Origin of the sequence: Janibacter limosus NBRC 16128 (assembly GCF_001570985.1) — a bacterium.
GTDB lineage: Bacteria > Actinomycetota > Actinomycetes > Actinomycetales > Dermatophilaceae > Janibacter > Janibacter limosus.
On record NZ_BCSS01000003.1, the window covers coordinates 22,820 to 40,896 of the forward strand.

The window sequence follows — 18,077 nt, forward strand, 5'->3', positions numbered from 1 at the left end:
GTCCCGCCCTTCGGCGTTGCGGTGCGTGACGTGCCCAAGATGGTGGAGGTGGCGGGAATCGAACCCGCGTCCACTGACAGACGAACAGGACTTCTCCGGGTGCAGTGCGCTATGGATTTTCTCGGCCCCGGGGCTCGCGCGCACACGTTCCCCGACAGGCCCAGTCGAGTAAGAGTCCCGCGCCGTCCCCCGACATGACGACGCAGCAAGATCTCTAGCTGACGCTGGGAACTAGGTCGAGATCAAACCTAGGCCAACGGACTTCGGGCTCGCTCAGGCGGCGAGGGCGAAGTCGGTGCGCTTGGAATCGGCACCTATTAGTTTGCACGGAGCGTTTACGAGATAACCGTGCATCCTCGACCCGCTTCTCCTGAAGGACCGGCCAATGTCGAAACCGATCACCCCCATGGAATGAACACGTCACGCTGTTGAGTTGTGTCACTCAGTATCCCCTCAACAGCGCGAGGGGCCAAACGCATTCCCGCGGTCAGTCTCGCCCGCGGCCGAAAATGGCCCGATCGGTCTCGCGACGGTCCTGACGCTCGCGCAGTGCATGTCGCTTGTCGTACTCGCGCTTACCCGTCGCCACGGCGATCTCCACCTTGGCCCGGCCGTTCTTGAAGTACAGGGACAGCGGCACGATCGTGCGACCACTCCCCTGGACCTTGACCGCCATCTTGTCCAGCTCGGAGCGGTGCAGGAGCAGCTTGCGGCGGCGACGCGGAGTGTGGTTGGTCCACGTGCCCTGCACGTACTCGGGGATGTGGACCCCCTCGAGGTAGAGCTCATCGCCGTAGAAGATCGCGAATCCATCAGTCAGGCTGGCCCGGCCCATGCGCAGGGCCTTGACCTCGGTCCCCATGAGCGCGAGGCCGGCCTCGTACGTGTCCTCGATGAGGTAGTCGTGGCGGGCCTTGCGGTTGCGCGCGACGACGAGCTCGCCCTGGGTGGTCTTCTTGGCCATGGTGCTCCCCCTTCGCAGGTCCGACGTGCTGACGGGCCACGGTACCCCGTGACCCCGGCGGGAGTCCCGCCGGTTTGTCGCAGGCGACGGCTCAGAGCCAACCGCGGGGATCGACAGGGGTTCCGTTTTCGCGGGTCTCGAAGTGCAGGTGACAGCCGGTCGAGCTGCCTGTGGTGCCCACATAGCCGATGATCTGACCACGGGAGACGTGACCACTGCGGACCGCGAAGGACTGCAGGTGGTTGTAGGTCGTGGCCAGCGAGGAGCCGCGCTTGACCCCGTGGTCGATGACGACCTGGTTGCCGTACCCACCGGTGGACCCCGGCGGGAGCGCCGAGATGACCGTGCCGCTGTCCGCGGCGTAGATCGGGCTGCCACAGTTGCCCGCGTAGTCGCGCCCGGCGTGCAATCGCCACGTGTGGTGGATGGGGTGGAAGCGCAGCCCGAACTCCGAGCTGACGGGTGCCGTGCTCGGCGCCTGCAGCACACCGCTGCTGGACGGCGCCGGCGGATTGGGGTCAGCAGGCGCGCTGGGGCCGGGGGACGAGGACGACGAGTCGCTGCCCCGCTTCGGGGTGGCCCGGGCAGCGCGGGCCCGCGCGTCGGCCTCCCGCTGCTCCTGCTCCTTGCGGGCCTTCTGGATCGCTGCCTCACGGACGCGGGCCTTGCGGGCACGCTCCTCGAGGACCTTGGTCAGCTTGTCGGACTGGGCCTGCAGGCTGTCGACCCGCTTCTGGTCCTTCTTCTTCTCGCGGCTCAGTGTCGCCGACTGGCTCTTCTGGTCCTGCTCGAGCGACTCCAGGTCGGCCTGCTTGGCATCCGCCTTGGTGCTCGCATCCTTCGCTGCCGTGAGCGTGGTCTGCTTCGTGCTCTTGGCGTCCTTGGTCTTCTCTCGCAGGGCCTCCAACCGGTCCCCCGTGGACACGAGGTTGGCCTTGGAGGTGCTCAGCTCCTCGAGCGCAGAGCTCTGGGTGTCACCGACGGCCTCCGCCATGATCATCTTGTCGACGAAGGCGCTGGGGTCCTCGCTCCCGACGACCACCGACATCGTCCCCAGGCCCTGCTGCTGGTAGACCTGCCCGGCGAAGTTGGCAACGGCCCGACGCGACGTGGTGATCTTGGTGCTGGTCGACTTCAGCTCTTTTTCAGCCTTGTCCTCGTTGGCCTTGGCCAGGTCATAGGCGGCGACGGCGTCGTCGTACTCCCCCTGCGCCGTCGTCTCCGCGCGCTCTGCCGACGCCGCTGCGCTGCGCGCCCCGGGGAGCTTCTTGCGCGTCGCCCGCAGATCGCTGTAGGCGGCGACCAGCTCGTTGGAGGTGTCGTGCAGGTCCCCTTGGGCGTCCTTGAGGTCCTGATCTACCTGACCCTTTTGCGTCTCGGGGTCGGGGTCAGCCGCGAACGCGTGACCGGCGCCTGCCAGGAGGCACAGCGACAAGGCCGCACCCGTGAGAGCACGGGTCCGACGGGAGGCCTGGGGACGGGAGGGGCGCTGCATCGGAGACAACGGTAGCCACGAATCCTTCCGGACGACAGCATCCGGATGAGTTCGGCGTGGCCCGTCAGACCCGCAAATAACGCCAGAGGGTCACCGTCGACGTCCCGACGGCGATCAGCACCACCCCGACGAGCAGGAAGGGGGCGATGACCCACACGTCCGCCGTCGAGATGAAGGCGGTGCCGGAGCTCGGCTGGTCGAGCAGGTATTTGTCGAAGAGCGCCCACGCCGACACCCACAGCAGGCCGACCGCCATCACCGCCCCGAGGAGACCCGAGGCCACCGTCTCGATGATGAAGGGGGTACGGATCGTGCGGTTGGACGCACCGACGAGCTTCATGATCGCGATCTCGCGGCGACGGGTGAACGCGGCCTGTCGGATGGTCGTGGCCATGAGCAGCACGGCCGAGATCAGGGTGAGCGCAGCCAGGCCGATCATCACACCCGTGATGATGTTGATCGCACGGAAGAGCGGCGCGAAGACCTGGCGCAGGTTGGGCACGCTCGCGACGCCGGGGGCGCCCTCGAAGGCTGATGCCACGGTGTCGAACTCCTCCGGGTCACTCAGCTGCACCCGATAGCTCGGCGGGATGTCACCGACGCGGATGTTGCTGGCGAGCGGGGAGTTCTTGTAGTCCTCCTTGAAGCGGTCGAAGGCCTCCTGCTCGGACTCGTAGTAGACCTCCTTGACCAGCGGCTTCATCTCCTCCAGCTGCGCGGCCACCGAGTCCTTCTCGTCCTGGGTCGCACCCTCGTCCGAACCGGAGCAGTTGGGCTGCGTGGAGTTCCCCGTGCACATGTAGACGGAGACCTGGACCCGGTCGTACCAGTACCCCTTCATCTGGTCGACCTGTCGCTGGGCGAGCAGGCCCACCCCGAGCAGGTACAGCGAGATCATCGTCACGAGGATCACCGAGACGGCGATCGACTTGTTGCGCCGCAGGCCCTCCCAGGCGTCGGCGAAAACAGAAGGCTTCATCGCAGCAGGTCCTCCGCGTCGTCGTCCCAGGCGTCGAGGGCACTCACCTCACCGATGGGGCGGTCTTCGGGCGGCGGGCCGCTCCCTTCGCCCACGGCATCCTCGCGCTCGGTCTCGTGCTCCTCGAGGTCGCGGGTGTCGACGGCCTTGGGCACGTAGCTGCCGCCCTCCTCGTCGCGGACGATCTGGCCGCCCTCGAGCTCGATGACGCGCTTTTGCAGCTCGTCGACGATGACATTGTCATGGGTGGCCATGACGATGGTCGTGCCGGAGTCGTGGATGCGGCGAAGCAGCCGGACGATGTCGAGGCTGGTCGCGGGGTCGAGGTTGCCGGTCGGCTCGTCGGCGAGCAGGACCGGCGGCTTGTTGACCACCGCGCGAGCGATGGCGACGCGCTGCTGCTCGCCACCGGAGAGCTCGTGCGGCATCCGCTTTTCCATACCGGCGAGGCCGACCAGCTCGAGGGTCTCGGGGACCAGCGCGCGGATGGCACGACGTGGGCGGCCGATGACCTGCAGCGCGTACGCGACATTTTGCTGGACCGTCTTGTTGGGCAGCAGACGGAAGTCCTGGAAGATCGTGCCCACCTGGCGGCGCAGCTGCGGCACCTTGCGCTGCGGCATGCGGCGCAGGTCGTGACCACCGACGAGCAGGCGGCCGGAGCTGACGACCTCCTCGCGGATCGTCAGCCGCACGAGGGTCGACTTGCCCGAGCCGGACGCGCCGACGACGAAGACGAACTCTCCACGCTCGATGTTGAGGTCGATCCCGTCGAGCGCTGGGCGGCTCTGGTTGGGGTATCGCTTGGTGACGTTCTCAAAACGGATCATCAGGTGCTCGGGGCCTCAGCGGGACGAAGGGGGTAAACGGCCGCCTGCAGGATATGCCGCTGAGGCGTGGCCTCGTGACACCCCCGTGACCTCGGCGCGTTAGGCCTGCGGACGCAGCGTCACGGCGCTGTCGGTTGATGCTCGGACCGCCATCTGCTGCACGGCACGTGTCGTCTCGTCCGCGAGTGGGCCCAGGTCCTCCAGGGTGCGTCGGGCAGCAGTGGTGGTGTCGCGGACCCGGTCGGTGCGCTCGCTCTGCCACGACGCGTGGAGTGCGTCCCGCCACAGGGTCTCGCTCACCGGCTCCGCGAGGAGCCCCTTGGCAGCCGCCCACGAGGCGCCGTCGGGGTCACCTTCGCGCAGGCATCGCTGGGCGAGCTCGTGTGCGATGTCCGCAACGGCAGCACAGATCTCCCAGCGGTCCGCCGCGGCCCAGCCGTAGCGCTTTGGCGGTGTCCCGCCGAAGGGAGAGCCCGTCACGAGGGTCAGGGCAGCACGCACACTGCTCGAGTCCGCGGTCGCGACCGCGGGCCCCACCAGCGTCCGCAGCTGCTGCCAGTCGAGGAGCGTCCCGGGGAGCACGAGGCCGCCTGAGGATGTGCTGATGCCGGGCGTGCCCGACGAGCCGAGCCACTGGTCGACGGCCTCCACGGACTGGGAGGCGGTGTGCGCGGCCACTCCGAGTGCCGCGGTCACACCCGCGATGTCCGACCCGGGGTGCAGGGCAAGGAGCGTCGCCAGCTCCGTGGCCAGGGCCTCGTCGTCCGGTCGCGGGCCGTGACCGGTCACCTGGACCTGGCCGAGGACACGCACCTGGGGTGAGCGCCCGGTCTGCAGTTGGGAGACATTGGTCGTGGCGTCGTCGACCGCGCCCGACTGTGTCTGGAGCCGGCGGCGAGGCACCGTGGCGAGCGTCAGCGGGTCGAGGTCGGCCCCGGCCGTCCAGGCCGGACCGGGCACGCTCGGTTGCGAGGTGGAGGTGAGCAGCTCGAGGAGCTCGTCGTAGCCGGGACGGCTGAGTGCCGCTGGGCGCAGAGCCATCCCGACGGGCGCCAGGACGGCGGACAGGCCCTCGTGACGCCCTTCGACGTCGAGGGACCAGTCGCTCAGACCGCGGCTCGTGGAGACGACCGACAAGGAGCCCTTGGGCGCCCCCGCCACCAAGGCGCGCAGACGTGACACGTCCCCCTGGCTCGGCGTGGAGGCGATGAGCAGGATCTCTGGGTCCGCCCCGCTGGTACCGGAGCGACCCTCCAGCCGCGTGAGCACCTCGTCCACGTCGGGAAGGTACGTGAGACGAGACCCACCGACGGCCGTGGCGAGCTCAGCCAGCGCGCCCACGACCGTGACCTGACCTCGGACCTGCTCCGAGGTCGCCAGATCGACGGCAAGCGCCGTGAGGACCGCCTCCGTGCCGGGGTCGTCACCATGCAGCTCGAGGATCCCGATCTCGTCGAGGTTCATGAAGATCCGGGCGTGGGCCTCGTCCTCGCCGATCATCACCAGCGCCGGCCATGGGGTCGGGAGCGGCCGCGCCGGCCCCGTGACATGGCGCCGCTCGAGCACCCAGGTGCCGCCACCGGCGGCGACCCATGGCGCGGGCAGCTCGAGATGTTCCTCGACGATGTACACCTCGATCTCGGTGTCGCCGAGACGCGCTGCGCGCAAGGACGGGAGGCGCCCTGGGGCGCAGCGGGCCGCAAGGTCAGCGAGAGCAGCGTCGAGGTCCGCGTGACCGGGGGCGTCCGCCCCTGCCCGCAGCCACGCCTCGGCACGGGATGCCGCATCCGAGGGCAGCACGATGCGCCATCCGGGCAACCGGCTCCTGCGCTGGCGCCGCCGCCGGGCCTCCACGAAGGCCAGGACACCGGCACCTGCCAGCAGTCCGAGGCCCGTCGTCGCCGATGGGCCCTGCTGCTCCTGGATGGTGACCTCGTGCTCCGGCGCCACGGGCGCCGATCCGAGCCCGGACGCGCTCACGTGCGATCGCGTGCCGGGCCGCGTCGCTGGCTGGTCGGGGGTGTCGGAGGTCGAGACCTGCGCGATCTGGGCGGAGTCCGCGGAGGACGGAGCCCCGCCGTCAGCGTTGCTCATCGCATCGTCCAGCTCCGACGCCACGGAGGTCGTGCTCGCAGGTACGGCGGGGGCTGGTGCAGGAGCCTGCGTCTGCGTCGGGATCATGATCTGCCACCCGGGGCGGATGTCGTCCGCGGTGGTGAGTTGACCGCCATCGGGCTGGGGCAGGCCCTGTGATGACTCGACGAGCTCGGGGTATCGCTCTGCGTCCCCGAGCTCACGGTCGGCGATGTCCCACAAGGTGTCGCCGGAGCGCACGGTGACGACATGCCCTTCGGCTCCTCCGGAAGCGGTGTCGTCGCCCACGCTGGTGCTGCCCGCCATGATCGCGGAGGTGCTGGCGGTGACCTGCTGAGCGGTCGACGAGGTCGTGGCGGTCGGCGCACTCACCCCTGTGTCGGCGCCTGCGGGCGTGGCGCCGACACCGGCACCCATGGCCAGCATGGCGACCACGGCACCGGTCATGGCGGCGGCTCGTCCCTGCTGCCACGACAGGCCCGGTAGACGCGGTGCCGGGACGCCCCGCACCGCTGCTGGGATCTCGACGACGAAGGACAGCGCCAACGTGGCCCACACCAACCAGCCGACGACGGTGATGATGCCGATGAGCAGCGTCCCGTCATCGGGGCGGCTGAGGGCGTCCACCAGCTGCGTCAGCGTCGGGACTTCTGCAGGAAGGGGGTTGCCCCCGAGCACGACCAGCGCTGCGGGCAGCCCGACGAGGATGAGGACGATGCCGATGAGCGAGAGCAGTCCCCGCAGGAGCACCTGCCCTCGTGATCTCTGGGGCATGCGGGTCACGGCGCGGTCCCGGGGTCGACCCTCTCCAGGTCCACCACGGAGGTCGCGGTCAGGGTGTCAGGCTGGAGCACCGGCATGACCTTGGGCGACCACTCTTGCGACGCCGTCACCGTCACCGTGCTGCCGCTGACGCTCACGTCGCCGCGGATGCCCGTGGCAGCCAGATAGTCGCGGGCCGCCTGTGCAGCTCGCGAGGGATCGACATTCGCCGAGGTGCCGGCAATGACCTCTGAGGACACCTCCTGGGCGGCAGCTCTGCCCGCCTCGTTGGCCACGAGGGTCACCCTCCGTGACTCGTTGGCCTTGTCCGCAGAGTCGTAGACGACGCCGCCGGCCAGCATGAGTGCGCTGCCGATGACGACGGTCCACACGGCGACATACGCGCTCTCGTCAGAGAGCCGTCGAGTCATGTCGTGCACGTGACTCACCTTCCTCGGTAGCGGTCGATGGGGCTGACGGCCACGCCTGTGAAGGTCTTGTCCCCTGTCGGGACGAGAACAGCCAGGTCGGACAGCGGCACCCGGCAGGAGACCTCGGCCCGCACCTGACTCGATGTCCCCACTGGCGCCGAGAACCCACTCGTGTCGATGGAGACACTCATGTTTTCGCAGGACAGGCCCTGCTGATCGAGGTAGTCGCGCGCTGCTGACGCACCGGCCGTCTGAGCCGCTCCTCCGCTGCGCTCGAGGGACGCGGCACGAGCGGCGCTGAAGGCCGCCCCGTCGACGTGGGAGTTGGCCGTCGCGGTGCGCCCGAACATCCCCACGAGGACGAGCATGCCCAGGAGGAGCGGGGCACAGATCGCCATCTCGAGGGAGATGTTGCCGTCGTCCGAGCGCATCACGGGCGGGTCACCCGCTCGACCGGGGCGTTGATCTCGGAGCGCACGTCCGGCATCGGGACGAGCGGCACGATGGACGGCGCCGGGGCCGTCACGGTCGCCGTGACCCGTCCGTCGGACCGAGTGACGCTGATCCGCGCGTCGGACATCGCGTCGACCTGTGACAGGTAGTCACGGCCGGCCCGCTCTCCATCGGCGTCCGTCGCCCCCCGCACCCGAGCCATCTCGGCCGAGATCTGGGCGGCATTGGTCGCCGTCGTGTTGGCCATGAAATAGCACGCCGCCTGGACGATGATCATCGTCGCGAGGATGACGACCGGCGCCATGATGGCGCCCTCGAGCGCCACCACTCCCGACTCGGCACGAAGCCGATCGAAGGGGGGCGGCGCCGGTGGCCGTCGACGTGTCACTGACATCGCCCGATCAGGGAGCTGACGGGATCCGGTCGGCCCAGCCCTCGAGGTTGCCGGTGATGACGGCTGCGACGGTGACGACGACAGCCAGGACGAGGGCGCCGAGGATGACGTACTCGAGAGTGGTCAGGCCAGCTTCCGCGTCCTGGCCTCGGGCCTCGAGTGCGCGGTCGAGACGTCGGACGGGGAGCATGCACATCATGGACATCATGGCGAACAAGCGGATCATCGTTTCCTCCTGGGTGGTGTTCTGGAATCTAGTGTGCCGAAGGCCGAGCGGTTCAGCCCGGCGAGAGTTGCATGGCAGCGGGGACGAGCATGGCGATGAGGAAGAGCACGGCGAGCACGGCGAGGGGGATCCCCATCGAGCTCGTGGCGGCGTTTGCGGCCGTCTGCTCCCGGGTGAGCAGGCGGTCGCGCATCGACGCGGCGCGCGCGAGCAGGTTGTCGCTGACGCTCGCGCCCGAGTCATTGGCCAGACGGATGATGTCCGCGACCTCCTTCAGCTCAGGCACCTTGGTCCGTCCGGCCAGTCGGTCCAAGGCGTCCCACGAGGTCTCACCGGACCAGCGCGCCAGGCGCAGCTCCTCGCGGATGCGCACGAACATCCATGAGTCGGACTTGTGCGCCGCCGAGTCGAGTGATGCGACGAGACCCAGCCCGGCGCGTCTGGCGATGGCCACGAGTCGCAGGTAGGAGACGGCCGCGTAGGCGAAGTCCTCGCGGCTGTCCTTGGCGCGGTCACGGACCGTCAGGTCAGGGACGAACCACGCGAAGGCTGCGAAGGCCAGACCGATACCGAACGGAATGATGAATCCGAAGCCCATGACCATGGGGAGCAGCGTGCACCCCACGAGCGCTGCGCCCGAGGCGATGGCCTTCTTGCCATAGTGCTCCTCGACCGGGACCTGCAGAAGCTCCAAATCCTCCATCGGGGCCCGCAGGACCGGGTACCGGTCGGCGCGGTGACGCGCCCAGGCCCCGATGCTCTCGGTCCGTGTCCGGTCGGTCGGCCCCACGTCCGGTGCACGGGCAGAGCGCAGCGTCTGCGGGCGCATCCGCTCGACGGCGGCAGCCAGGTCCGGCCGAGATGGGGTGAGGCCGGCGACGACGAGAGCGATGGCGATGCCGACGACGGCCGAGATCGCCATGGCCATGACGAGCGGGCTCATCGCTGGGGCTCCGACGAAGCAGGACGGACGAGGAACCGGGCCAGGGGCTTGACCGTGGCGACTCTCTTGAGCCAGTACAGGGCCCCCAGGAAGAGCAAGGACAGGATGAAGAGTCCGGCCTGTCCGTCCGGGGAGCGGTACTGCGCCCCGACGGGAGTGACGAAGACGAAGAGCCCGAGGACCGCGATGACGACTACGGTGATGAGTCGGGCCTGGGTGCGTGCGCCCGAGCGCGAGGCCTCGATGTCACGACGCGCCCGCACCTCCTCGGTCACGTCGGCGGCGATCCCGCTGAGTGCCTCGCGCAGGCCAGCACCCTCGTGCTGGGCGGCCTGGATGAGGGCCGTCGACACGAAGTCTCCGATCTGGTTGTCGAGGTCATCAGCAAACGCGTAGAGAGCGTCGGTCAGCGGACGCCGCGCGTGGATGCGACTGATCAGCATCTCCACCTGGGGGCGGATCCGGTCAGGACACGACACCCGTGTGGCGATGATCGCCCCGGAGATGCCCTGCCCCGCACCGATGACACCGGAGAGGGACCGGACCCACTCCTCGATGGCCTCGAGGTCCTCCGGAGTCGTGCCCCGGTCCACCCGCATGAGCCAAGGCAGGGCGACGGCGAAGACGGGGATGATGATCAGGGCGATGACCCAGCCGAAGAGGGCCAGCACCAGGCCCGCGAGCGCACCGACGACGAAGTTGCGACGGTCGACGGCGCTGAAGGTCGCGCTCTGCTTGCGACGGCGACGCGGGCGGGTCGCAGCAGGGGGAGGTGTGGTGAGCCCGGCAGCGATGAGCGTCAGGCCCACGGCCAGGCCCAGCGCGGCGATGATCGCCAGGGCGCTCATCAGGTGCCCCTGTGCCGGATGAGCAGCTCCGGAGGCGGCCCCCAGGTGCTCGCCGCCGGGTCCAGCCATCCCGCATCGAACCCGTGCCGCTCGACATCGCTGATCCAGTCGGGCAGCTGACCCGTCGGGCAGGCACGGCCGAACTCGTCAGGCGTGAAGATCCTGGTGTGGGCCACGTGCGTGTCGCGTGAGACCTCGAGCGCCACGACCTCGTCGACGTGCCGCCACTTGCGGCCGCCGTCGAGGTGCGACTCGTCGACCAGCCCGACGTGGACGACGAGATCGACGTTTTGCGCGACGAGGCGGTAGCCGAAGGAGGTGTCGACATTGCCGCGGGCACGAGTGATGAGGGTGACGAGACGCTCGACCGTGTCGAGGGCCGAGTGGGCGTGGACGGTCGAGATCGAGCCACGGCCCCCCTGCATGGCCTCCATCATGGCCATGACCTCCTCGCCGACCACCTCGCCGACGACGATGCGGGTGACATTCTTTTGCAGGCTGAGCTCGATGAGGCGGGTCAACGTCACCTCACCGACAGGACGACCGTCGGCACCGACCTCACCGCCGCCCTGCGCCTCTGCCGCCCACACCCGGTGGTGCCGCTCGGGCAGCCGATGCATGAGCAGCTCGTACTGGGCCTCGATGGTCGCCAGTCGCTCGCGCGGGTCCAGCTCGTTGAGCAGCGCCCGTACGAGGGTGGTCTTGCCAGCACCCGCGTCGCCGGAGACCATGACGTTCTTGCCAGCGCGGATCGCCGCCGAGAGGAAGGCGTGGAGCGAGTCGTCGATCGCACCCAGCTCCTTCATCTGGGCCAGGTCGGTGTCGATGTACGGGTGCTTGCGGATCGTGATGGAGGGGCGGTGCGACAGCCACGCCTCGGCCGCCATGCGCGAGCCGTCAGGGAGTGCGAGGCGCAGCCATGGCCGCACCATGGAGAACTGCCGCTCACCCGTGGTGGAGGTGCGCGCGATGTGCTGGATCTCCGTGATGAGGTCGGCGTCGCTGTCGGCCACCGGCGGGCCGGTCTCGAGCGAGCCGTCGCTGAACTCGAGGGTGACACCGTCGTGGCCCTCGATCTCGATGTTTTCGATCCCCGGCAGGTCGAGGAGAGGCTGCAGTCGCCCGGCGCCGAACATCGAGTCGAGGACAGCACCTCGCAACGCCGCCTGGGTGTCAAGCGACACGACGCCTTCGCCGCGCGCGATCCGGTCCTGGGTCCAGTCGTCGAGGGCCTGCGTCGTCAGCCGGGTCACCGTCGTGCGGTGACGCGACTCGTCGAGGGCGGTGTCCTCGGAGACGAGGGTCAGCGCGGCACTGACCTGGCTGCGCAGGTGCTGGACGGCCGCCCAGTCAACCGCCTTGAGGCGATCGAGGGCATCGCGGATCTGGTCCTGACGGCTGCCCTCGGGCTCCCGCTCACGCTCACGCTCGCGCCGCTCGCGCCGTGACGTGGTGACCTCGATCGGAGGGGGTGGCTGGCTCGCAGGCAGCGTCGAGCGGGGAGCCGTCGACTCGGGGGCCTCGTGCGCGAGGTCGCCGGTGTGGGAGCTCGCCTGTCCACCGGAGACGTACGGGGCCGGTGGCGGCGGCGGGAAGGCTGAGTTCCGAGGGGCGGTCGGGGTGGAGCCTCCGAGCGACCGTGAGGAGGGCCTCGGGCGCTGGGCGAAGATCGGCAGGTCCGTCGGCTGGGTCGGCTCCGGCGGCGTCGACTTGGAACTCATGCGGGTGCTCCTTGGATACCCAGCACGTCGTGGGCCTCACGAGCGTGCTGGTCGACACTCGCGATGAGTCGCTTGACGCTGAGCGGGTATCGACCACGCCTGCCCCAGGTGCGCGAGCCGGCAGCCTTGGCGTCACGAGCGACTCCGGGCAGCACCGGGACCCCGTCCGTGATCCCAGCGATCTCGCGCACACCGTAGGGGCGGTTGGACGCACCCTTGTCGTCGCCGAGGACGGGCACGACCGCTAGCCGGTGCCTGGCCCCGATCGCGTCCAGCTCGTCGACGACCGCCGGGGCGCCGACGGCGAGTGTGTTGAGGGCTTGGAGCGTCGTGTCCGTGAAGAGCAGGACGGTGTCCGCGTGCTGCCACAACTGGGTCGAGGCACCCGCCGCCCCGAGCCGGCCGAGGTCAACGAGGACATCCACATGACTGTCGCGGCTGATGCGTGCCAGGGCTTCGCCGAGCGGTCCGAAGACGCTCATCAGCGAACGCATCTGTGCAGCCAGCCCCACGGTGGGGACGAGCCAGGCCTGTCGCTCACGGCCGGGCAGCGGGATCGCCAGCTCCCAGATGCGCTCGACGTACTCGCCGGGAGGGTGGACGGCCAGGTCGAGGATCGATCGGTTGTGCGGGTGCGTGCCGCCCCACCCGATGCACAGCATGGGGGATCCGCCCGCAGGGTCGGCCTCGATGATCAGGGTCGGCCGGTCGCTGATCTGTCCCCAGGTCATGGCGGTCGATGTGACCCCGGGCGATCCGCTCAAGGATGTGAGGATGTGCAGCGCCACGACTCAGCCGTCCTGACCCGTGCCGCCCGGTGCGACATTGATGATGGAGATGCGACCAGTGCCGGCAGCCGCAGCGGCTGAGGGCGCGTCAGTGGTCGAGATGGAGACGTCCACCGTCATCGTCCCCTTTTCGTCAGCATCCCCGAGCGCGAGCACGACGCCGTTGAAGGTGGTACCCGGCTCGAGCCCTTCGACGCTCTGGCCCCCACCTGTCACGACCACGCGGATGACGTCACCTCGCTGGAGTCCGCTCGCGGGGTACTGGCCAGAGGTGACGGGGATGGGAACGACGGCATCGCCGGAGCGGGGGGTGATCCGATTGGCGAAGTCGGACTCGCTGACGAGGCTGCCGGAGGGCATCGACTGCACGGCCCGCTTGCCGACGAGCGAACTGAGCTTGGAGCCCGGCACGGTCTGCACCTCGTCGCCTCCACGCAGCTGGGTCGTGGCGAGGTCCGAGGACTCGATGCGGTCGCCTGCCCGTACGTCGTGGATGACGACCACGACGCTGCGGGCCTCGCCCGCTCGGTTGACGGCCCAGACGGCCAGGAGCGCGAAGACCACGGCGAGAGCCACGCCGAGGAGTACCAGACGCATGTTGCGGCGAGGCTTGACGGCCCCGACCTGCTCGGGTGCGGATGGTCCAGCTGGAGGCGCTGAAGCCTCGATCTGCGGTCCTACGGTCATCTGGTGGCGCTCCCCCTGCTTGTCCAGCGTCAACGCGCTGACGGTAACCAAACCTGCGCCTCAACGCGAGTCGGCACAATTCACGAACGTGCGCATCCTATGGTGATGTGGTGAACTGAAGTGTTGCCAGTCCACGATCCTCCAGGAGACAGCACGTGATTGCCGCTCGGACGATGGTCACCGCAGGCGTCATCGCCGCGACCGGTCTCTTGGCCAGCGCGTGCGGAGGACAAGCGGAGTCCGAGGAGTCGGCGACCTCCCCCCTTCCGTCCAAGGATGCCGGTGAGGTCCAGGTCGCTGAGGTCTTCCGCGACTACTGGCGCCTGAGCAACGAGGCCAACCCGTCCGAGCCCCCGAGCACGGAGCTCAAGGCGGTGCTGGGCGCCGAGTCCTACGAGCGACAGGCCGAGTCGGCCAAGGTCTTTCCCGCTGTGACCGTCAGGGGCAAGGACGAGCTCACGGCGAGTGAGACCAGGACCTCTTCCGACACCAAGGCGACGGTCGAGGTCTGTTATGAGGTCCACCGGCAGCTCATTGCCAAGAAGGCTTACGACAACGGCACCGAGACCGTCCCCGCCGGGACCAACCTCCGCACCGATCGCAACGGCAAACCGATCAAGGACGGCACCGAGATGGTCAACCTGATCACCTTCGAGCGTGCGACGACCTCCTCCGACTGGCAGGTCAGCGCCACCGAGGTCGGCTACAAGTCAACCTGCGACCTGGACAAGGAAGCATCATGATGACGATCTCCCGGATGGCTGCCTGCGCTCTCCTGCCCGCGGCGATGGCGCTGGCCACGGCTGCGCCCGCTCAGGCCCACCATGAGACGAAGCAGGTCTGCGACGAGCAGGGAAATTGCACCACGATCGCCGTGTCCCACGAGGAGACGCGGACCGAGGAGCCTGGGTCCGAGGAGACCTCGTCCCCACAAGCTCCATCCACGGGCACCACCCCGAGCGGTCCCTCCGAGCCCGGGTACGAGCCGTCGTTCGACATGAACGACTACGACCGCGAGGCGGCACTGGCAGAGTGGGAGAGGCAGGACCCCGGCGCCTTCAACCCGATCACCGGAGAGCCCGCAGGGCCACCGCCGTGTGGCGTCCTCGTCGTCCCCTACGCCTACGAGGCCTGCGAGGACGAGGAGACCCCCGAGGCCCCCACCGCTCCGAGGGTGACCATCGAGCAGGTCATCTCGATGGCCATGGCCAAGATCTCGCTCCCCAAGCCTGCCATGGGCTCTGCGCCCTGCGCGGGCGCGGGCTGCAAGGGCACCGTCGGTGTCCCGGTGTGGTTCTGGCTGGAGGGCAACCAGTGGAGGACCTACAGCGACAGCGCCAGCGCAGGAGATCTCACCGTGAGCGTCAGCGCCAAGCCGTCCAAGGTGGTGTGGTCACTCGGTGACGGTCAGTCGGTCACCTGCACCAGTGCCGGTACGCCCTACACCTCGAGCATGGGTTGGGCCTCGAGCCCCGACTGCGGGCTGCCCAACGGCTACACCAAGGCCGGCAACTACACCGCCACCGCGACCATCACCTACGACGTGACCTTCGGCGGGGACGCAACCGGCAGCACCACGGTCACGCGCACCTCGACCGAGCAGGTCACGGTGGGCGAGTACCAGGCGGTCACCTCCAAGAGAGGCTGACGCGACCGTCAGCTGGTCGTGGCCACGCTCTGCAGCTCCCCGACGGTGACCTGCTCGGTCGACGACCGCGTCTGGGTCGCCGATCCCCTCTCGTCGCCTGACCACGAGATCTCCCACACGTATGACTCCGTCAACGTGTAGGTACCCGCGGCCTTCCACCCTGCCTCGAACCCGCAGTCCGGCGCGGACCACCCGTGCACATCCTTGTCGTACGGGGTCCCCGTTCCCTCGCACACCGTCGTCTGCCCGTCACCGAGCGACCACTTCACCTTCGACACCCTCGCCGTCGCCGTGATCGAGAACGGCCCGGCTGTCGCAGACGCGGAGTCCGACGGCAGGTGCCGGCATCTCGATCTTGCCCAGCCAGAGCGATCTGACGCACGACGGCAGCCGACGTGGCCGCGGCCTGCCCGGCCCCGGCATCCGTCGGCACGACGCCAGCGCAGATCGGGACGAGCGGGACGGCGAACGGGTTGCCTGCCGCGGCTCCCATACAGGCTCCGATCCACTGGGCCTGGGTCATCCGATCCTGGACGGACAGGGCGCTTTCCGCGCCCTCGGCCGCGGACCCGCCACCCTGGTGTCCGCCATGGGTGGCCGGGGACCTGACAGTGCGCGTGGACTCCGCTTGGAGCAGACCCGCCCCTCTCCAGGTCGAAGCCGCTGCCCCCCCTGCCCCGCTTGGACACCTCGGTGCTGGCCTCAGTGTGGAGGCCGACGGCGGTGGCGGCGTGCGCCGATGGTCCCGCGAGCACACCGATCGCCACAGTCAGGGCCATCACGTGTCGTCGCACGACGCCTCCTTCGCTTCCTTGCCGGTCAGTCGTTGCGACCGATCCACCTGCCAAGACTCCCGCTCGTCCGAGGTCACATGGCTACGGAGGTAGACAGCCTCGTGGCGCCCCTTGGGCAGGGGCTTGCTGGTGTCATCGGGATAGGAGGTGACGTCCTTGCCCGCTGTGTCATAGCCGGACGGTGCTCACGACGCACACGTACATGGACAACTCCCACCCACCCGCGGCATCGGGGTCCGACTCGGCCACGTGCATCGAGGTGGTCTCGACCTTGCCCTTGGTCGTGACGCCGGCCTTCTTCAGCTTCGCGAGGTTGTCGTTGTACGCCTGGCGGTAGCGATCGCTGATCCAGTCGGCACGGACGACGAACTCGTGGTGGAGTCGTTGGCGTCGGAACCTCCGCCGCATCCGGCGAGGCTGAGCATGAGGACCGGACAGACCGCGATCAGATGGCTCGCGTGACGCATCGACTTCCTCTCGTAGGTCGTCCGCGCGGTACCTGTCACGTCGCCATGGGCAGACCGCTGGGCGCACGCACTGGGGAGGATTCCCCTCTGGGTCAGCCCGTCGTCGCCACGCTCTGCAGCTCACCCACCGTGACCTGCTCGGTCGTTGACAGGTTCTGTGTTGCCGATCCCCTAGCAGAGCCCGACCACGTGATCTCCCAGACGTACGTGGCTGTCAACGTGTGCGTGCCGCTCTGCTTCCACCCGGCGTCGAAACCGCATGCCGGTGAAGACCAGCCATCACGCTCGGGGTCGTACGCCGTCCCTACGCCGTCACACGTCACGCTCTGACCATCGCCCAGGGACCACTTCACCTTCGACACCTTCGCCGTCGCCGTGATCGTGTACGGACCCGCAGTCACCGTCGCCGACTCCGACGGCAACGAACCCGTGCCATCACCGACCCACAACCACACCGGCACACCCACCGTGCCACGACACGCACCCGGCGCGGACAGACACGGGGACGCGCCGATTTCCGGCGCCCCCATGTTGATGCGAGCAATCGCGACCTGACGCACCTGATTCACCGTCAGAGGCGGCGTCCCCGGCGTAGCCGGGTCGGCGTCTTCCGCTACGTCCGGCAACCCTGCCACGCACTGGATCGACAGCGCGTCACGGTTCGGTCCCCGCCTGCAGTTGTCCAAGAGTTCGTTGTACACCTCGCGCGTCACCGTGCGCCGAGGGGGTTTCGACGAGCCATCGCCGCCTCCTGTGCGAGAGTCATCGCCCGCGTCTCCGGGGGGATCCCCGTGCTCCCCCTCACGCGACGGACCATCTTGGGGGCATTCCTTGACGACGAAGACGCTGGTCCGCCCCACGGTCACCCACGATCCACACTGCTTGGTGGAGGTGGTCACGTCCGCCGATGCTGCGGATGCAGATGCGAGCACGACAATGGTGGCGAATACCCCGGCAATCAGTCTGCGCATGGCGACTCCTCTGCCTTCTTGCCCTTCACGAGCTGAGTGTTGTTCAACTGCCATGTCTTACCGCCATCGGGTGTCGTGTAGCTGTCCAGGAACACTTCGTGCCGGGGCCCCTTGGGGAGCGTCTCTGCCGGGTTCTCCGGATCTGTCGTAGCGTCCTTGCCGTCGATGTACACACGCTGGGTCGACACGGCGCAGTTGTAGACGGTGACGTCCCATCCCCCGGGTGCGTCGGGCTTCGACGACGCGAGGTGGAGGGACGATGAGCTGACCTTCCCCTTCACGACAGCCCCGATGTCCCGGTACTCGGCCAGGCCATCGTTGTACTTCTTCCGGTACGCAGCCGTGGCCCAAGCCGCCGTGTCAGGGATCGTCGCGTTCGGTTCGACGGCGTTGAAGGCCGTGTTGGCCTTTTGGACCTGGTCCATGACGTGGTCCTCGTCGTAGGTGGGCTGCGACGAGGTGCTGCTGGAGAACGTGGTCGAAGACTCTGTCGTCTCGCCGCCGCCGTTGTCACCACACCCGGCCACCGTCGTCATGAGGGCAGCGCACAGGGCGGCCGCCCCCGTCAATTCGCGCACTTCG

At 68.7% G+C, this 18,077-nt stretch carries 20 protein-coding genes and 1 other RNA gene; 2 read left to right on the forward strand and 19 right to left on the reverse strand.

What is annotated here, in order from left to right; translation table 11 throughout:
- Nucleotides 1-40 precede the first annotated feature (40 nt).
- From ssrA to JLI01S_RS01740, 15 genes are all read right to left on the reverse strand, one after another.
- Nucleotides 41-406, reverse strand: a transfer-messenger RNA (tmRNA) gene (ssrA, locus tag JLI01S_RS01670).
- A gap of 81 nt (nucleotides 407-487) precedes the next feature.
- Nucleotides 488-964, reverse strand: coding sequence for an SsrA-binding protein SmpB (gene smpB, locus JLI01S_RS01675; protein ID WP_068258932.1), 477 nt, complete (start codon nucleotides 962-964; stop codon nucleotides 488-490).
- 91 nt (nucleotides 965-1,055) lie between these two features.
- Nucleotides 1,056-2,459 (reverse strand): peptidoglycan DD-metalloendopeptidase family protein, encoded by a 1,404-nt coding sequence (locus JLI01S_RS01680; RefSeq protein WP_068258933.1) that lies wholly within the window; start codon nucleotides 2,457-2,459, stop codon nucleotides 1,056-1,058.
- Between the two features lie 64 nt (nucleotides 2,460-2,523).
- Nucleotides 2,524-3,438 (reverse strand): permease-like cell division protein FtsX, encoded by a 915-nt coding sequence (gene ftsX / locus JLI01S_RS01685; RefSeq protein WP_068258934.1) that lies wholly within the window; start codon nucleotides 3,436-3,438, stop codon nucleotides 2,524-2,526.
- Nucleotides 3,435-4,268: a cell division ATP-binding protein FtsE gene (ftsE, locus tag JLI01S_RS01690; protein ID WP_068258937.1), complete on the reverse strand. Its 834-nt coding sequence runs from the start codon at nucleotides 4,266-4,268 to the stop codon at nucleotides 3,435-3,437. The genes ftsX and ftsE overlap by 4 nt, the downstream gene beginning before the upstream one ends.
- Before the next feature lie 99 nt (nucleotides 4,269-4,367).
- Entirely contained in the window at nucleotides 4,368-7,145 is a 2,778-nt protein-coding gene (locus JLI01S_RS01695) for a LysM peptidoglycan-binding domain-containing protein (protein ID WP_157074777.1), read from the reverse strand.
- The gene (locus JLI01S_RS01700) at nucleotides 7,142-7,564 is read right to left on the reverse strand and encodes a hypothetical protein (protein ID WP_068258939.1); all 423 of its coding nucleotides are present in this window, start codon (nucleotides 7,562-7,564) and stop codon (nucleotides 7,142-7,144) included. The genes JLI01S_RS01695 and JLI01S_RS01700 overlap by 4 nt, the downstream gene beginning before the upstream one ends.
- Before the next feature lie 5 nt (nucleotides 7,565-7,569).
- Nucleotides 7,570-7,986, reverse strand: a complete 417-nt coding sequence (locus JLI01S_RS01705; protein WP_068259184.1) for a TadE/TadG family type IV pilus assembly protein — start codon at nucleotides 7,984-7,986, stop codon at nucleotides 7,570-7,572.
- Nucleotides 7,986-8,402 (reverse strand): TadE/TadG family type IV pilus assembly protein, encoded by a 417-nt coding sequence (locus tag JLI01S_RS01710; RefSeq protein ID WP_084349107.1) that lies wholly within the window; start codon nucleotides 8,400-8,402, stop codon nucleotides 7,986-7,988. The genes JLI01S_RS01705 and JLI01S_RS01710 overlap by 1 nt, the downstream gene beginning before the upstream one ends.
- A gap of 7 nt (nucleotides 8,403-8,409) precedes the next feature.
- The gene (locus JLI01S_RS01715) at nucleotides 8,410-8,628 is read right to left on the reverse strand and encodes a hypothetical protein (RefSeq protein WP_068258943.1); all 219 of its coding nucleotides are present in this window, start codon (nucleotides 8,626-8,628) and stop codon (nucleotides 8,410-8,412) included.
- 52 nt (nucleotides 8,629-8,680) lie between these two features.
- Nucleotides 8,681-9,571: a type II secretion system F family protein gene (locus tag JLI01S_RS01720; protein WP_084349108.1), complete on the reverse strand. Its 891-nt coding sequence runs from the start codon at nucleotides 9,569-9,571 to the stop codon at nucleotides 8,681-8,683.
- Nucleotides 9,568-10,419: a type II secretion system F family protein gene (locus JLI01S_RS01725; RefSeq protein ID WP_169797270.1), complete on the reverse strand. Its 852-nt coding sequence runs from the start codon at nucleotides 10,417-10,419 to the stop codon at nucleotides 9,568-9,570. The genes JLI01S_RS01720 and JLI01S_RS01725 overlap by 4 nt, the downstream gene beginning before the upstream one ends.
- Complete coding sequence (locus JLI01S_RS01730; protein WP_068258952.1) at nucleotides 10,419-12,140, reverse strand: TadA family conjugal transfer-associated ATPase; 1,722 nt, start codon at nucleotides 12,138-12,140, stop codon at nucleotides 10,419-10,421. Before JLI01S_RS01730 ends, JLI01S_RS01725 begins: the two co-directional genes overlap by 1 nt.
- Nucleotides 12,137-12,871, reverse strand: a complete 735-nt coding sequence (locus JLI01S_RS01735) for a hypothetical protein (RefSeq protein WP_157074778.1) — start codon at nucleotides 12,869-12,871, stop codon at nucleotides 12,137-12,139. Before JLI01S_RS01735 ends, JLI01S_RS01730 begins: the two co-directional genes overlap by 4 nt.
- Nucleotides 12,872-12,931: 60 nt before the next feature.
- Entirely contained in the window at nucleotides 12,932-13,525 is a 594-nt protein-coding gene (locus JLI01S_RS01740; protein ID WP_068258960.1) for an SAF domain-containing protein, read from the reverse strand.
- A gap of 245 nt (nucleotides 13,526-13,770) precedes the next feature.
- Between JLI01S_RS01740 and JLI01S_RS01745 the strand changes: the two genes are divergently transcribed.
- Entirely contained in the window at nucleotides 13,771-14,358 is a 588-nt protein-coding gene (locus JLI01S_RS01745; RefSeq protein WP_157074779.1) for a hypothetical protein, read from the forward strand.
- A complete protein-coding gene (locus JLI01S_RS01750) occupies nucleotides 14,355-15,263 on the forward strand; it encodes a hypothetical protein (protein WP_068258964.1) in 909 nt (302 codons plus the stop codon). Before JLI01S_RS01745 ends, JLI01S_RS01750 begins: the two co-directional genes overlap by 4 nt.
- Nucleotides 15,264-15,271: 8 nt before the next feature.
- On the opposite strand, the gene JLI01S_RS01755 is transcribed toward JLI01S_RS01750, so the two are convergent.
- From JLI01S_RS01755 to JLI01S_RS01770, 4 genes are all read right to left on the reverse strand, one after another.
- Nucleotides 15,272-15,532 (reverse strand): hypothetical protein, encoded by a 261-nt coding sequence (locus tag JLI01S_RS01755; RefSeq protein ID WP_068258966.1) that lies wholly within the window; start codon nucleotides 15,530-15,532, stop codon nucleotides 15,272-15,274.
- A gap of 693 nt (nucleotides 15,533-16,225) precedes the next feature.
- Entirely contained in the window at nucleotides 16,226-16,465 is a 240-nt protein-coding gene (locus JLI01S_RS01760) for a hypothetical protein (protein WP_068258970.1), read from the reverse strand.
- A gap of 151 nt (nucleotides 16,466-16,616) precedes the next feature.
- Nucleotides 16,617-17,495 carry a hypothetical protein gene (locus JLI01S_RS16830; RefSeq protein ID WP_157074780.1) on the reverse strand — a complete coding sequence of 293 codons (879 nt, stop codon included), beginning with the start codon at nucleotides 17,493-17,495 and terminating at the stop codon, nucleotides 16,617-16,619.
- Nucleotides 17,483-18,031: a hypothetical protein gene (locus tag JLI01S_RS01770; protein WP_068258973.1), complete on the reverse strand. Its 549-nt coding sequence runs from the start codon at nucleotides 18,029-18,031 to the stop codon at nucleotides 17,483-17,485. The genes JLI01S_RS16830 and JLI01S_RS01770 overlap by 13 nt, the downstream gene beginning before the upstream one ends.
- Nucleotides 18,032-18,077: the final 46 nt, after the last annotated feature.

What these genes read in the sequence shown, in the direction of transcription:
- ftsX (WP_068258934.1), bottom strand. Translation starts at nt 3,438, where the DNA reads ATGAAGCCTTCTGTTTTCGCCGACGCCTGGGAGGGCCTGCGGCGCAAC.
- smpB (WP_068258932.1), bottom strand. Translation starts at nt 964, where the DNA reads ATGGCCAAGAAGACCACCCAGGGCGAGCTCGTCGTCGCGCGCAACCGC.
- JLI01S_RS01730 (WP_068258952.1), bottom strand. Translation starts at nt 12,140, where the DNA reads ATGAGTTCCAAGTCGACGCCGCCGGAGCCGACCCAGCCGACGGACCTG.
- JLI01S_RS01770 (WP_068258973.1), bottom strand. Translation starts at nt 18,031, where the DNA reads ATGACGACGGTGGCCGGGTGTGGTGACAACGGCGGCGGCGAGACGACA.
- JLI01S_RS01705 (WP_068259184.1), bottom strand. Translation starts at nt 7,986, where the DNA reads ATGCGCTCGGACGACGGCAACATCTCCCTCGAGATGGCGATCTGTGCC.
- JLI01S_RS01740 (WP_068258960.1), bottom strand. Translation starts at nt 13,525, where the DNA reads ATGCGTCTGGTACTCCTCGGCGTGGCTCTCGCCGTGGTCTTCGCGCTC.
- JLI01S_RS01735 (WP_157074778.1), bottom strand. Translation starts at nt 12,871, where the DNA reads ATGACCTGGGGACAGATCAGCGACCGGCCGACCCTGATCATCGAGGCC.
- JLI01S_RS01710 (WP_084349107.1), bottom strand. Translation starts at nt 8,402, where the DNA reads ATGTCAGTGACACGTCGACGGCCACCGGCGCCGCCCCCCTTCGATCGG.
- JLI01S_RS01750 (WP_068258964.1), top strand. Translation starts at nt 14,355, where the DNA reads ATGATGACGATCTCCCGGATGGCTGCCTGCGCTCTCCTGCCCGCGGCG.
- JLI01S_RS01680 (WP_068258933.1), bottom strand. Translation starts at nt 2,459, where the DNA reads ATGCAGCGCCCCTCCCGTCCCCAGGCCTCCCGTCGGACCCGTGCTCTC.
- JLI01S_RS01725 (WP_169797270.1), bottom strand. Translation starts at nt 10,419, where the DNA reads ATGAGCGCCCTGGCGATCATCGCCGCGCTGGGCCTGGCCGTGGGCCTG.
- JLI01S_RS01720 (WP_084349108.1), bottom strand. Translation starts at nt 9,571, where the DNA reads ATGAGCCCGCTCGTCATGGCCATGGCGATCTCGGCCGTCGTCGGCATC.
- JLI01S_RS16830 (WP_157074780.1), bottom strand. Translation starts at nt 17,495, where the DNA reads ATGCGCAGACTGATTGCCGGGGTATTCGCCACCATTGTCGTGCTCGCA.
- JLI01S_RS01760 (WP_068258970.1), bottom strand. Translation starts at nt 16,465, where the DNA reads ATGCGGCGGAGGTTCCGACGCCAACGACTCCACCACGAGTTCGTCGTC.
- ftsE (WP_068258937.1), bottom strand. Translation starts at nt 4,268, where the DNA reads ATGATCCGTTTTGAGAACGTCACCAAGCGATACCCCAACCAGAGCCGC.
- JLI01S_RS01715 (WP_068258943.1), bottom strand. Translation starts at nt 8,628, where the DNA reads ATGATCCGCTTGTTCGCCATGATGTCCATGATGTGCATGCTCCCCGTC.